The organism is Oerskovia merdavium (assembly GCF_014836755.1).
GTDB lineage: Bacteria > Actinomycetota > Actinomycetes > Actinomycetales > Cellulomonadaceae > Oerskovia > Oerskovia merdavium.
This window is the reverse complement of record NZ_JACSQF010000023.1, coordinates 1-13126: the sequence shown is the minus strand read 5'-3', so window position 1 is coordinate 13126 and position 13126 is coordinate 1. Positions and strand designations below refer to the sequence as shown.

The 13126-nt window shown below is 71.4% G+C and carries 12 protein-coding genes; 11 read left to right on the top strand and 1 reads right to left on the bottom strand.

Annotation, left to right across the window (positions count from 1 at the left end; all coding sequences use genetic code 11):
• The first annotated feature begins 87 nt into the window (after positions 1-87).
• The 10 genes from tsf to H9641_RS17460 all read left to right on the top strand — a co-directional run bounded on the left by tsf (position 88) and on the right by H9641_RS17460 (position 10149).
• A complete protein-coding gene (tsf, locus tag H9641_RS17505) occupies positions 88-927 on the top strand; it encodes a translation elongation factor Ts (protein ID WP_191805703.1) in 840 nt (279 codons plus the stop codon).
• A gap of 177 nt (positions 928-1104) precedes the next feature.
• A complete protein-coding gene (gene pyrH / locus H9641_RS17500; RefSeq protein WP_191805742.1) occupies positions 1105-1839 on the top strand; it encodes a UMP kinase in 735 nt (244 codons plus the stop codon).
• Between the two features lie 98 nt (positions 1840-1937).
• Positions 1938-2495 carry a ribosome recycling factor gene (frr, locus tag H9641_RS17495; protein WP_191805702.1) on the top strand — a complete coding sequence of 186 codons (558 nt, stop codon included), beginning with the start codon at positions 1938-1940 and terminating at the stop codon, positions 2493-2495.
• Between the two features lie 21 nt (positions 2496-2516).
• A complete protein-coding gene (locus tag H9641_RS17490; RefSeq protein WP_191805701.1) occupies positions 2517-3362 on the top strand; it encodes a phosphatidate cytidylyltransferase in 846 nt (281 codons plus the stop codon).
• Positions 3363-3558: 196 nt separating this feature from the next.
• Complete coding sequence (gene rlmN / locus H9641_RS17485) at positions 3559-4650, top strand: 23S rRNA (adenine(2503)-C(2))-methyltransferase RlmN (protein ID WP_225220660.1); 1092 nt, start codon at positions 3559-3561, stop codon at positions 4648-4650.
• A complete protein-coding gene (locus tag H9641_RS17480) occupies positions 4647-5198 on the top strand; it encodes a DivIVA domain-containing protein (RefSeq protein WP_056648692.1) in 552 nt (183 codons plus the stop codon). The genes rlmN and H9641_RS17480 overlap by 4 nt, the downstream gene beginning before the upstream one ends.
• 69 nt (positions 5199-5267) lie before the next feature.
• Positions 5268-6452, top strand: coding sequence for a 1-deoxy-D-xylulose-5-phosphate reductoisomerase (dxr, locus tag H9641_RS17475; RefSeq protein ID WP_191805700.1), 1185 nt, complete (start codon positions 5268-5270; stop codon positions 6450-6452).
• A 171-nt stretch (positions 6453-6623) separates the two neighbouring features.
• Entirely contained in the window at positions 6624-7934 is a 1311-nt protein-coding gene (locus tag H9641_RS17470; RefSeq protein ID WP_191805699.1) for a M50 family metallopeptidase, read from the top strand.
• A gap of 120 nt (positions 7935-8054) precedes the next feature.
• Positions 8055-9194, top strand: a complete 1140-nt coding sequence (gene ispG / locus H9641_RS17465) for a flavodoxin-dependent (E)-4-hydroxy-3-methylbut-2-enyl-diphosphate synthase (protein WP_191805698.1) — start codon at positions 8055-8057, stop codon at positions 9192-9194.
• A 10-nt stretch (positions 9195-9204) separates the two neighbouring features.
• Positions 9205-10149: a GNAT family N-acetyltransferase gene (locus H9641_RS17460; protein ID WP_191805697.1), complete on the top strand. Its 945-nt coding sequence runs from the start codon at positions 9205-9207 to the stop codon at positions 10147-10149.
• Between the two features lie 16 nt (positions 10150-10165).
• Here H9641_RS17460 and H9641_RS17455 read toward each other — a convergent pair whose 3' ends face one another.
• A complete protein-coding gene (locus H9641_RS17455; RefSeq protein WP_191805696.1) occupies positions 10166-11119 on the bottom strand; it encodes an Fpg/Nei family DNA glycosylase in 954 nt (317 codons plus the stop codon).
• Positions 11120-11244: 125 nt separating this feature from the next.
• Here H9641_RS17455 and H9641_RS17450 point away from each other — a divergent pair, with 125 nt between their 5' ends.
• The gene (locus H9641_RS17450; RefSeq protein WP_225220659.1) at positions 11245-13098 is read left to right on the top strand and encodes a proline--tRNA ligase; all 1854 of its coding nucleotides are present in this window, start codon (positions 11245-11247) and stop codon (positions 13096-13098) included.
• Positions 13099-13126: the final 28 nt, after the last annotated feature.

The window sequence follows — 13126 nt, the reverse complement described above, 5'->3', positions numbered from 1 at the left end:
GGGGGGGGGGGCCCCCCCCCCGCCGCACCGCCCGCTCCACGTTCTCCCCGGGGAGCCCCGGGACCCCAGACAGGTAAGGACTGCACCATGGCGAACTACACCGCAGCCGACATCAAGGCACTGCGCGAGCGCACCGGCGCCGGCATGCTCGACGTCAAGAAGGCCCTCGACGAGGCCGACGGCGACTCCGAGAAGGCGCTCGAGATCATCCGCGTCAAGGGTCTGAAGGGCGTCGCCAAGCGCGAGGGCCGTTCGACCTCCGAGGGCCTCGTGGCCGTCGACATCTCCGAGACCGAGGGTGGCCAGGTCGCCACGCTCATCGAGCTCAACTCCGAGACGGACTTCGTCGCGAAGAACGAGAACTTCCTCAACCTCGCGGCTCGCGTGCTCAAGGCCGTCGCCGACTCGGGTGCTGCGGACACGGACGCGGCCCTCGCCGCGGACGCCGACGGCGAGTCCGTCCAGCTCGTGATCGACAACACCGCCGCGTCGCTCGGCGAGAAGGTCGTCCTGCGCCGTGCCACGCGCATCGCCGGTGAGCGTGTGACCGCGTACCTGCACCGCACCGCCAAGGACCTGCCGCCGTCGATCGGCGTCGTCGTCGCGACGGACGCTGCCGGCGAGGCCGTCGCCAAGGACATCGCACAGCACATCGCTGCGCTGTCCCCGACGTACCTGACGCGTGAGGCCGTCCCCGAGGACGTCGTCGCCAACGAGCGTCGCATCGCCGAGGAGACCTCGCGCAACGAGGGCAAGCCCGAGGCCGCGCTGCCGAAGATCATCGAGGGTCGCCTGAACGGCTTCTTCAAGGACGTCGTCCTCGTCGACCAGCCCCTCGCGAAGGACCCCAAGAAGACCGTCGGCCAGGTTCTCGCCGAGGTCGGTGGCACGGTCACCGAGTTCGTGCGGTACCGCGTCGGCGCCTGACGCACTCCACCGGTGGCCCGGTCCGCGCACTGCGCGGACCGGGCTACCGCGCACCGGGACCCGGCCAGGTCCCGGCGCACCACGCAACACCCCGGGGACCATGCGCAGCACCGTCCTCGGAACGTCCTGGGGCAGACCTCGGGAGCTCGGAACGACGAAGAACAGGTGGCGCTGCACATGGGCGACAACATCGAGACCACGAACCCGGTACGACGAGTTCTGCTGAAGCTCTCCGGTGAGACCTTCGGCGGCGGACAGATCGGCCTGGCGCCGGACGTCGTCCAGCGCGTCGCGGGCGAGATCGCCGAGGCCGTGCGCCAGGGCGTGCAGGTCGCGATCGTCGTGGGGGGCGGCAACTTCTTCCGTGGGGCCGAGCTCTCGCAGCGCGGCCTGGACCGAGCGCGTGCCGACTACATGGGCATGCTGGGCACGGTCATGAACTGCCTCGCGCTCCAGGACTTCCTCGAGCAGGCCGGCGTGGACACGCGCGTGCAGACCGCCATCACGATGGGTCAGGTCGCCGAGCCGTACATCCCGCTGCGCGCCATCCGCCACATGGAGAAGGGGCGCGTCGTCATCTTCGGGGCGGGCGCGGGCATGCCCTACTTCTCGACCGACACGGTCTCGGTCCAGCGCGCCCTCGAGACGCACTGCCAGGAGGTCCTCATGGGCAAGAACGGTGTCGACGGCGTCTACAGCGCGGACCCGCGGACCAACCCGGACGCGGTCAAGCTCGACCACCTCACCTACACGGACGCGCTCGTGGGTGACCTCGCCGTCATGGACGCCACGGCCCTGAGCCTGTGCCGCGACAACGACGTGACCATGCGCGTCTTCGGCATGGGAGACCCGGGCAACGTGACCCGCGCGCTCCTGGGGGACAATATCGGGACACTGGTCACCACGAGCTGACCGGACGACCGACGCACGACCCGGGGCGCGCTGCGTCCCGGTGCGCCCCCACGGCGCACAGGACGGCAAGCCCTGCAACGCACGACGAAGGAGCACTGGTGATCGACGAGACCCTCCTCGAGGCCGAAGAGAAGATGGACAAGGCGATCGAGGTCGCCAAGGAGGACTTCGCCAACATCCGCACGGGACGTGCGAGTGGCGCGATGTTCAACAAGATCACGGTCGAGTACTACGGGGCCCCCACGCCCCTCCAGCAGCTCGCCTCGTTCAACACGCCCGAGGCGCGGACGATCGTCATCTCGCCCTTCGACAAGACCGCTCTGTCGGCGATCGAGAAGGCTATCCGTGACTCGGACCTGGGCGTCAACCCGTCGAACGACGGGAACATCATCCGTGTCGTGCTCCCCGTCCTCACGGAGGAGCGTCGCCGCGACTACGTGAAGCTGGCGAAGGGCAAGGCCGAGGACGCCCGCGTCTCGGTACGCAACATCCGTCGCCGTGCCAAGGAGCAGCTCGACCGCATCGTGAAGGACGGCGACGCGGGCGAGGACGAGGGAACGCGTGCGGAGAAGGAGCTCGAAGCTCTCACCAAGAGCCACGTCGACACGATCGACGCGCTGCTCGCCGGCAAGGAGAGCGAGCTCCTCGAGGTCTGATGCAGAACGCCGAACGCACCGATGACACGTGATGCTGTCGCGTCCGAGCCCCGGCGTACGCCGAAGGCCGGGCGCGACCTGCCGAAGGCGATCGCCGTCGGCGTCGGGCTCCTCCTCGTCGTGGGGGCCTCGCTGGGGTTCCGTCCCGAGCCGTTCGTCCTGCTGGCGATCGCAGCGGTGGGTGCCGCCCTCTGGGAGCTGAAGCAGGCCTTCCTGCGTCGCGACATCCACCTGCCGCTCCTGCCGCTCCTGGTCGGCGCGGCGGGGATCCTGATCTCGTCGTACTACGCCGGCCCCGAGGCGCTCATGGTCTCGTTCGTGCTGACCGTGGCGGGCGTCGTGGTCTGGCGGGTGATCGACGGCTCGGGCACGGCGGCTGTGCGGGACGCCGCGGCCGGCACCTTCGCGACCGCGTACCTGCCCTTCATGGCGGGGTTCGTGATGATGATGCTGGCGAACCCGGAGAACGGACGGATCCAGGTCCTGCTGTTCATCCTGCTGGCGGTCGCCAACGACGTCGGAGGGTACGTGGCAGGCGTGCTGTTCGGTCGCCACCCGCTGGCTCGCTCGATCAGTCCCAAGAAGAGCTGGGAGGGTCTGGCGGGCTCGTTCGTGCTCGCGACCGCCGTCGGCGTCGTGGGAGCGGTCTACGGCCTCGGCGCGAGCCCCGTGATCGGTGTCGCGCTGGGGGTCATGGTGCCCCTCACGGCCACCGTGGGGGACCTGGCCGAGTCGATGATCAAGCGCGACCTAGAATTGAAGGACATGGGGTCCCTCCTGCCGGGGCACGGAGGTGTCCTCGACCGCCTGGACTCCATGCTCCTGACTGCCCCGTTCGTGTTCCTGCTGCTGTCCGTCTCGCTCTGAGACGGTCCCCGCGAGGGGCGGCAGGACCCGATCGCCCGCGTGCGTGCCGGCCCGCGTGAGAACGCACCGGCACGCTCGCACGCTCGCCCCGGTCCGTACCGGTGCGTGGTTGCTCTGACCTGTTCCACCCGTTCCAACCTCTGGATCCACCATGTCTGTTCGCCCGTCCGTCGAATCGAAGCCGTTGCCGCTCGTCATGTCGGCACCCCGCCGCGGGAAGCCCCCGCGTCACTTCGCCGACCTCTCTGCCGAGGAACGGACGGCGGCCGTCGTGGAGCTGGGCGAGAAGCCCTTCCGCGCCAAGCAGCTCGCGACGCACTACTACGCGCACTACACGAGTGCTGCGGAGGACATGACGGACCTGCCCAAGGCCTCGCGCGACCTGCTGGTCGAGAACCTGTTCCCGCAGCTGCTCACCCCGGCGCGCGTGATGCAGGCGGACGGCGGGACGACCGTCAAGACGCTCTGGAAGCTCTTCGACGCGGCGAAGGTCGAGTCGGTCCTCATGCGGTACCCGAACCGGTCGACGCTGTGCGTCTCGAGCCAGGCCGGCTGCGGCATGGCGTGCCCGTTCTGCGCGACGGGCCAGCTCGGGCTGACGCGCAACCTGTCGACCGCGGAGATCGTCGAGCAGGTGCGCTCGGCCGCGAAGTCGCTCGCCGACGGTGACATCCCCGGCGGCCCGGCCCGGCTGAACAACCTGGTCTTCATGGGCATGGGCGAGCCCATGGCCAACTACAAGGCCGTCATGGGCACCATCCGTCAGCTCATCGCCCCGGCCCCCGAGGGCCTGGGCATGTCGGCGCGCAACATCACCGTCTCGACCGTGGGCCTGGTCCCGGCGATGAACAAGCTGTCGGCCGAGGGCATCCCGGTCACGCTCGCGCTCTCGCTCCACGCCCCGGACGACGACCTGCGCAGCGAGCTCGTCCCGATCAACACCCGGTGGTCGGTCGACGAGACGCTGGACGCGGCACGCAACTACTTCGAGGTCACGGGCCGGCGCGTCAGCATCGAGTACGCGCTCATCAAGGACATGAACGACCACGCCTGGCGCGCGGACCTGCTGGGCGAGAAGCTCACGGCCCGCGGCTCGGGCTGGGTGCACGTCAACCCCATCCCGCTCAACCCGACGCCGGGGTCGATCTGGACCGCGAGCGAGCGCGACGTGGAGGACGAGTTCGTCGCTCGCTTGCGCGGGCACGGGATTCCGACCACTATTCGTGACACACGCGGCAGTGACATCGATGGTGCGTGCGGACAGCTGGCAGCCGAGGAGGAAGAGTGAGTGCGTTGTTCAGCACCGTCTCGAAGGTGCGCAACGGGTACGACCCCGAAGAGGTGGACGAGTTCTTCGACCACGCACGTCAGGTCTACGAGGGCAAGAAGCCCGAGCGCCTGACGAGCACGGACATCCAGGTCTCGATGTTCGACCTGGTCCGTGGCGGGTACGACACCCACGAGGTCGACGCGGCCCTCGACCGCCTGGAGGGCGCGTTCATCGCCCGTCAGCGCGCCGAGTACGTCGCGGTCAACGGGCAGCAGGCCTGGATGAACGCGCTGGCCGAGCGGGCGCGCAGCCTGTACGGCCGCCTGGGACGTCCGGACGGCGAGCGTTTCGCTCCCGCGGGCCGCGGCGAGTCGGGCTACGACATGGACGACGTCGACGACCTGTGCGACCGCCTGGTGGCGTACTTCGACCGCCAGGAGCCCATCACGGCCGCCGAGATCCGCAGCGCGACGTTCGCTCGTCGTCGCGGCAAGGACGGCTATGCCGAGGGACCCGTGGACGCGTTCTTCGCCCGGGCCATCGAGGTGCTGCTCGGCGTCGAGTGACGCCCGCGTGAGGCCCGCCCGACGCCGTCGCGCGCCTCGGGCCGTCCCCGCACCTGGGAGGATGTCCCCATGAGTCTGCGCAGCGTGACCCTCCTCGGGTCGACCGGATCCATCGGCACCCAGGCGATCGACGTGATCTCCCGTCACCCCGACCGCTTCCGCGTGGACGCGATCTCGGCCGGAGGTGCGAACGCCGAGCTGCTCGCGCAGCAGGCGATGGCACTCGGCGTGCAGCGCGTGGGTGTCGCCGACCCTGCGCGAGCCGCCGAGGTCGAGGCCGCCCTGGCGGCCCGGGCTCAGCGTGCGGGGGATCGGCCCGTCGACGTGCTGGTCGGCCCGGACGCCGCGACCGAGCTCGCGGGGGCGGGGTCGGACGTCGTGCTCAACGGCATCACGGGGTCGGTGGGGCTCGGTCCCACGCTCGCTGCTCTGGGTGCGGGCTCGACGCTCGCGCTGGCCAACAAGGAGTCCCTCGTCGTGGGTGGAGTCCTCGTCCAGGACGCGAGGCAGCGTCCCGACCAGATCGTCCCCGTCGACTCGGAGCACTCGGCGATCGCGCAGGCCCTGCGCTCGGGGCGCCGTGAGGAGGTCCGTCGGCTCGTGCTGACGGCGTCCGGGGGACCGTTCCGCGGGTGGGCCCGCGACGACGTCAAGGCCGTCTCACCGCAGCAGGCGCTCGCGCACCCGACGTGGGCCATGGGCCCGGTCGTGACGATCAACTCCGCGACGCTCATGAACAAGGGACTCGAGCTCATCGAGGCCCACCTGCTGTTCGACGTGCCGACCGACGAGATCGCGGTCGTCGTGCACCCGCAGTCGGTCGTCCACTCGATGGTCGAGTTCGTGGACGGCTCGACCATCGCGCAGGCCTCGCCCCCGGACATGCGGCTTCCTATCGCCCTCGGGCTGAGCTGGCCGGATCGCCTGGGGGAGGTGGCCGCCGGGTGCGACTGGACGGCTGCGACGGCCTGGACGTTCGAGCCGCTCGACGAGGCGCTCTTCCCGGCCGTGGGGCTCGCCCGCGAGGCGGCGTCGGCCTCCGCGACGCACCCTGCGGTGTACAACGCAGCGAACGAGGAGTGCGTCGCGGCGTTCCTGGAGGGCCGCATCGGGTTCCTGGACATCGTCGCGACGGTCGAGCGCGTCCTCGGGGAGCACCAGGGAACCTCGCGAGCGGCGGTCTCGTTGGACGACGTGACGGCGGCGGAGACGTGGGCCCGTGCCCGGGCTCACGAGATCCTGGCGCAGCGCTGAGGTGCACACGCGGAACGCGTCTCAGGGAGCACGGTCGGTCTCAGGCATCGTCCAGCGATCGGCGGTAGGTTCGCCCCGTCCGGTCCGTGGTGGTCCGCTCAGGCCAGCCGACCGTCTCGCACTCGTCCTGGAGTCCTCCCGGACCCCACAGCCTCCCCGAACGGAGATCTCATGACCGCGGTGATCGCGATCCTCGTCGTGCTGGTCGGCATCCTGGTGTCGATCGCGCTGCACGAGGTCGGGCACATGGTCCCGGCCAAGAAGTTCGGCGTGCGCGTGAGCCACTACTTCGTGGGGTTCGGCCCCACGCTGTGGTCTCGCACCAAGGGTGAGACGGAGTACGGGGTCAAGGCGATCCCGTTGGGCGGCTACGTGCGGCTCGTGGGGATGTACCCCCCGGCCCCGGCGGGCAAGAAGCAGTCGGACGGGTTCTTCGGGCGCATGGTCCAGGACGCTCGCGAGATGAGCGCCGAGGAGATCCTCCCCGGCCAGGAACCGCGCGCGTTCTACAACCTCTCGGTGCCCAAGAAGATCGTCGTGATGTTCGGCGGGCCCTTCATGAACCTCGTGATCGCGTTCGTGCTCATGACGATCGTGCTGGTCGGCATCGGTCTGCCGCAGGCGACCACGACGGTCGGGCTCGTGCCGCAGTGCGTCACGCCCGCCTCGGCCCCCGCGGACTACGAGTGCACGGCCGAGGACCCGCTCACGCCGGCGGCCGAGGCGGGCCTGGAGCCGGGCGACACGATCGTCTCGTTCGACGGTGAGCCCGTCACGTCGTGGGACTCGCTCGTCGGCAAGATCACGGGCGCTGCGGGGGAGACAGTGCCCGTGGTGGTCGAGCGCGACGGCGAGCGCACCACGCTCGAGATCACCCCGGCGGAGGTCGAGCGACCGGTCGTGGGCGACGACGGCCAGTACGTGCGCGACGACGCGGGCGAGCTCGTGCTCCGTCCCACGGGGTACGTCGGGGTGGCGCCGACCCAGGAGCGCGTCTCCGAGCCGTTGTCGGCGGTCCCGGAGGCCATCTGGCAGCAGGTGAGCGGCACGGCCGCGATCATCGTCTCGCTGCCCGCACGGCTCGTCGACATCGGTCAGGCAGCGTTCGGCGACGAGGCACGCGACCCCAGCTCGCCCGTCGGCCCGGTCGGGGTCACGATCGTGGCGGCCGACCTCCTGGACGCGGGCGAGGGGGACCTCGTGGGGCAGGTCGCGACCATGCTGAGCCTGCTGGCCTCGCTCAACATCGCGCTGTTCGCCTTCAACCTCATCCCGCTCCCGCCGCTCGACGGCGGGCACATCGCGGGCGCCCTCTACGAGGGCGCCAAGCGCCAGGTCGCCAAGGTCCGAGGGCTGCCGCGCCCGCCGCACGCCGACGTGGCCAGGCTCGTGCCGCTGGGGCTGGCCATGTGGGTCGTCCTGCTCGGCATGGGGCTGCTGCTGATCTACGCGGACATCGTCAACCCGGTCCGGATCACCTGACCGGCACGGTGAAGATCTCGCGAAGAGTCGCGTGCGGAGCGGGGCGGGGTGGGCCGTTGGGCACGGTGCGGGTGCTGGGCGGGGGATACTAGGTCCGTGAGCGTACCCATCAGCCTTGGCATGCCAGCAGCACCTCCGCCGGTCCTCGCGCCGCGCCGCAAGACGCGCAAGATCAAGGTCGGCAAGGTCGACGTCGGCGGCGACGCCCCCGTGAGCGTCCAGTCGATGACCACGACGCCGACGACGGACATCAACGCGACCCTCCAGCAGATCGCCGAGCTGACCGCGTCCGGCTGCGACATCGTGCGTGTCGCGGTGCCCAGCCAGGACGACGCGCTCGCGCTGCCCGCGATCGCGAAGAAGTCCCAGATCCCCGTGATCGCGGACATCCACTTCCAGCCCAAGTACGTGTTCGCGGCGATCGACGCGGGCTGTGCCGCGGTGCGCGTGAACCCGGGCAACATCCGCAAGTTCGACGACCAGGTCAAGGAGATCGCTCGCGCGGCCTCGGACGCGGGCACCTCGATCCGTATCGGCGTGAACGCCGGGTCGCTCGACCCGCGGCTGCTCGCCAAGTACGGCAAGGCGACCCCGGAGGCCCTCGTCGAGTCGGCCGTCTGGGAGGCGTCGCTGTTCGAGGAGCACGGCTTCCACGACTTCAAGATCTCGGTCAAGCACAACGACCCGGTCGTCATGGTGCGGGCCTACGAGCTGCTCTCGGAGCGCGGTGACTGGCCCCTGCACCTCGGCGTGACCGAGGCGGGTCCGGCGTTCCAGGGCACCATCAAGTCGGCGACGGCCTTCGGTGCGCTGCTGAGCAAGGGCATCGGCGACACGATCCGTGTCTCGCTGTCGGCCCCGCCGGTCGAGGAGGTCAAGGTCGGCATCCAGATCCTGCAGTCGCTCAACCTGCGGCCCCGCAAGCTGGAGATCGTCTCGTGCCCGTCGTGCGGTCGTGCCCAGGTGGACGTCTACACGCTCGCCGAGAAGGTCACCGCGGGACTCGAGGGCATGGAGGTCCCGCTGCGCGTCGCGGTCATGGGCTGCGTCGTGAACGGCCCGGGCGAGGCCCGCGAGGCGGACCTCGGTGTCGCCTCGGGCAACGGCAAGGGGCAGATCTTCGTCAAGGGCGAGGTCGTCAAGACGGTGCCGGAGTCGATGATCGTCGAGACGCTCATCGAGGAAGCGATGCGGATCGCCGAGACCATGACGCCGGAGAACGACGCACAGGCCGGTCCGCCGGTCGTCACCGTCGGCTGAGCCTGCGGCGATGGCGCGCTGGCACCCCCCGGGGCCGTGGTCCCGGCCGGAGGCCGCTCGGGTCCTGACGGACGCGGACGTCCCGGCCGCGCTCGCGGTGTGCGCCCTGGACCCGGTCGGCTCGGTCCTGGCCGCCTCGCGGATCGTCGAGGCGCCGCGGCTGTCGCAGAGCGGCGGACAGGTGTGGGGCTTCCCCGCGCAGGGGCCGCTGCTCGCGATCTGCTGGGCGGGGGCCAACCTGGTGCCCGTCGTCCCCGTGGGCGGTGCCGTGCACGCGCAGGCGCTCGACGCGTTCGCGGCCCTGGCGCGCCGGTTCGGTCGCCGCGCCTCGTCGATCGTGGGCGAGCGCGCGGCCGCGCTCGGACTGTGGGACCGCTTGGCGCAGTACTGGCCCGCGGCTCGCGACGTGCGCGACGACCAGCCCTCGCTCATGATCGACCGCGCACCCCAGGTCGAGCCGGACCCCCTGGTCCGCCGGTCGGTGCCCGCAGAGCTCCCGCTCGTCCTGCCCGCGTGCGTGCGCATGTTCGTCGAGGAGGTCGGGTACTCCCCGGTCGCCGCGGGCGGCAATGCGTACGCCGAGCGCGTGCGCGGGCTCATCACCTCGGGGCGCTCGTTCGTGCGGCTCGCGGGCGGGGTGCCCGCCCCGTCGCTGCCGAACGGGGACAGGGACCCGCTCGCCGCGGTCGCGCTGCCCGAGCGCACCGTGGCCTTCAAGGCGGAGCTCGGCGCGGTCACGTCCGCGGTCGCGCAGGTCCAGGGCGTGTGGGTCGATCCTCAGCTCCGCGGGCGCCGCCTGTCGGAGTCGGGCATGGCCGCGGTCGTGGAGATCACGCGACGGGAGATCGCGCCGGTCGTCTCGCTCTACGTCAACGCGTACAACGAGCGTGCGCTCGCGACGTACCGTCGCGTGGGGTTCGAGCAGGTCGGGACGTTCGCGACCGTCCTCTTCTGAGGGCGGCCGCCGGTCCTCAGCGCAGCAGCCTCGACATGCGCCGGTCGGCGAGCACCTGCCCGCCGGTCTGGCACGTCGCGCAGTACTGCAGGCTGCGGTCCGCGAACGAGACCTCGCGGACGACGTCCCCGCACACCGGGCAGGCCTCGCCCGCGCGCCCGTGGACGCGCATCCCGCGCCGCTTGGCGTCCTTGAGCTCGGCGGCCGGCCTGCCCGACGACGTCGCGACGGCCTCGGAGAGCACGTCCCGGATCGCGGCGTGCAGGTGGGCCACGTCGTCGGCCTCGAGGCTGCGGGTCAGACGGAACGGGCTCGTCCTGGCGGCGTGCAGGATCTCGTCGGAGTACGCGTTGCCGATCCCGGCGACGAGCCGCTGGTCGCGGAGCAACCCCTTGAGCTGCTGGTTGCGTGCCGCGAGCAGGCGTGAGAGCTCGGCGATCGTGAAGTCGGGGCCGAGTGGCTCGACGCCCAGGGTCGCGATCGCGGGGACCTCGGTGGGATCGCGGACCACGTGGACCGCGAGCCGCTTGCGCGTGCCCGCCTCGGTCAGGTCGAACCCCGAGCCGTCGTCGAACCGGATCCGCAGCGCGAGGACCGCCCGCACGCCGCCCCTGCTCGAGGTGGGGCGCACCGGCGTGGTCGGCGCGTCCTCCGACCAGCGCAACCAGCCCGCCCGGGCGAGGTGGAAGACCAGGTGGAGCTCGTCGTCGGGCACTGCGCTCGTGGCTCCCGCGGCGCCCCCGGCCGTCCCGCCCGCCCCGGCGCCCGCGGTCGCGGGACGCACCCCGAGGTCGAGCCACTTGCCGTGCCGCGACGCACCCGTGACCGTGCCTCCGACCAGCGCCGACAGGGGAGGCGAGAACGTCTTGAGGGCCACGATCGAGGCGAGGTCGGCCGCGACGACGACGTGACCGGTGGCGCGCTCGTCGAGGAACCGGACGAGCGCCTCGACCTCGGGCAGCTCGGGCACGCTTCCATGGTGCCCGCTCCCGCGCGGACGCGCACCGCCGAGGGCTCGCGGGCGGGAGGGGGGCACCTGGGGCCGCTGCGGGGCCGCTGCCGGGCGCCGTATCGCGCGACGGTAGGATCGGGCCCATGTCTTCAGCCTCCAGCCGGGTGGTCGGTCCCCCCGTCAAGCCCCTCAAGATGACCTCCCTGTTCCTGCGGACGCTGCGCGAGGACCCGGTCGACGCCGAGGTCGCGAGCCACAAGCTCCTCGTGCGCGCCGGCTACATCCGTCGTGCCGCTCCTGGCATCTACACCTGGCTCCCGCTGGGCCTGCGCGTGCTCGCCAAGGTCGAGGCGATCGTCCGCGAGGAGATGGAGGACGCGGGCGGCCAGGAGGTCCACTTCCCTGCGCTGCTGCCGCGCGAGCCCTACGAGGCCACGGGTCGGTGGGACGAGTACGGCGCCAACCTGTTCCGCCTCACGGACCGCAAGGACGGCGACTACCTGCTCGCTCCCACGCACGAGGAGATGTTCACGCTCCTCGTCAAGGACATGTACTCGTCCTACAAGGAGCTGCCGCTCACGCTGTTCCAGATCCAGACGAAGTACCGCGACGAGGCGCGTCCGCGCGCAGGCCTCATCCGTGGCCGCGAGTTCATCATGAAGGACGCGTACTCGTTCGACGTGACCGAGGAGGGGCTCGAGGCCTCGTACCAGAACCAGCGCGCCGCCTACCAGCGGATCTTCACGCGCCTGGGTCTCGAGTACGTGATCGTGGCCGCGACGTCCGGCGCCATGGGTGGCTCGCGCAGCGAGGAGTTCCTCAACCCGACCGCGATCGGTGAGGACACGTTCGTGCGCTCGCCCGGCGGCTACGCGGCCAACGTCGAGGCCGTCGTCACGCCCGTGCCCGAGGCCCTGCCCTACGACGACGCGCCCGCTGCGCACGTCGAGGACACCCCCGACACCCCGACGATCGACTCGCTCGTCGCGCTCGCCAACGAGCGCTTCCCGCGCCCCGACCGCGAGTGGACCGCAGCCGACACGCTCAAGAACGTCGTGCTCGCGCTCACGCACCCCGACGGGCGTCGCGAGGTGCTCGTCGTGGGCCTGCCCGGCGACCGTGAGGTCGACCTCAAGCGCCTCGAGGCGTCGGTCGAGCCCGCCGAGGTCGAGCCCGCGGGCGACGCCGACTTCGCCGCGCACCCCGAGCTCGTCAAGGGCTACATCGGCCCCGAGGTGCTCGGCCCGCAGGGCCCCCAGGTGACCGTGCCCGCCGAGGGCAAGACCCCCGCGTCGTCGCACTCGGCCGTGCGGTACCTCCTGGACCCGCGCGTCGTCGAGGGCACCCGCTGGATCACGGGCGCCAACGAGCACGGCAAGCACGTGTTCGACCTGGTCGCCGGGCGTGACTTCACGGCCGACGGCACGATCGAGGCCGCCGAGGTCCGTGCGGGCGACCCTGCACCCGACGGCTCGGGCCCGCTCGAGCTCGCGCGCGGCATCGAGATCGGCCACATCTTCGCGCTCGGACGCAAGTACGCGCAGGCGCTGGGACTGACGGTCCTCGACGAGAACGGCAAGCAGGTCGTCGTGACCATGGGCTCGTACGGGATCGGCGTGACGCGCGCGCTCGCCGCCCTCGCCGAGGCCAACCACGACGAGGCCGGCCTCGCGTGGCCCGCGCACGTGGCCCCCATGCACGTCCAGGTGGTCGCCACGGGCAAGGACCAGGCGGTCTTCGAGGCCGCCGCGTCGCTCACGGCCGAGCTCTCGGCGCGCGGCGTCGAGGTCCTGTACGACGACCGGCCCAAGGTCTCGCCCGGCGTGAAGTTCAAGGATGCCGAGCTCCTGGGTGCCCCGCTCGTCGTGGTCGTGGGCCGCGGGCTCGCGGACGGCGTCGTCGAGGTGCGCCCGCGCCAGGGCGGCGAGCCCGTGCAGGTGCCGGTCGCAGGCGTCGCCGACCTCGTGACCGAGAAGGTCGCCGAGCTGCTGGCCTGACCTCGTCGCTCACGCCGCAGCACCTCGG

Bases quoted from the DNA above. Each gene is read 5' to 3' on its own strand.
- tsf (WP_191805703.1), top strand. From the start codon at position 88: ATGGCGAACTACACCGCAGCCGACATCAAGGCACTGCGCGAGCGCACC.
- pyrH (WP_191805742.1), top strand. From the start codon at position 1,105: ATGGGCGACAACATCGAGACCACGAACCCGGTACGACGAGTTCTGCTG.
- H9641_RS17490 (WP_191805701.1), top strand. From the start codon at position 2,517: ATGACACGTGATGCTGTCGCGTCCGAGCCCCGGCGTACGCCGAAGGCC.
- rlmN (WP_225220660.1), top strand. From the start codon at position 3,559: ATGTCGGCACCCCGCCGCGGGAAGCCCCCGCGTCACTTCGCCGACCTC.
- dxr (WP_191805700.1), top strand. From the start codon at position 5,268: ATGAGTCTGCGCAGCGTGACCCTCCTCGGGTCGACCGGATCCATCGGC.
- H9641_RS17470 (WP_191805699.1), top strand. From the start codon at position 6,624: ATGACCGCGGTGATCGCGATCCTCGTCGTGCTGGTCGGCATCCTGGTG.
- ispG (WP_191805698.1), top strand. From the start codon at position 8,055: ATGCCAGCAGCACCTCCGCCGGTCCTCGCGCCGCGCCGCAAGACGCGC.
- H9641_RS17460 (WP_191805697.1), top strand. From the start codon at position 9,205: ATGGCGCGCTGGCACCCCCCGGGGCCGTGGTCCCGGCCGGAGGCCGCT.
- H9641_RS17450 (WP_225220659.1), top strand. From the start codon at position 11,245: ATGTCTTCAGCCTCCAGCCGGGTGGTCGGTCCCCCCGTCAAGCCCCTC.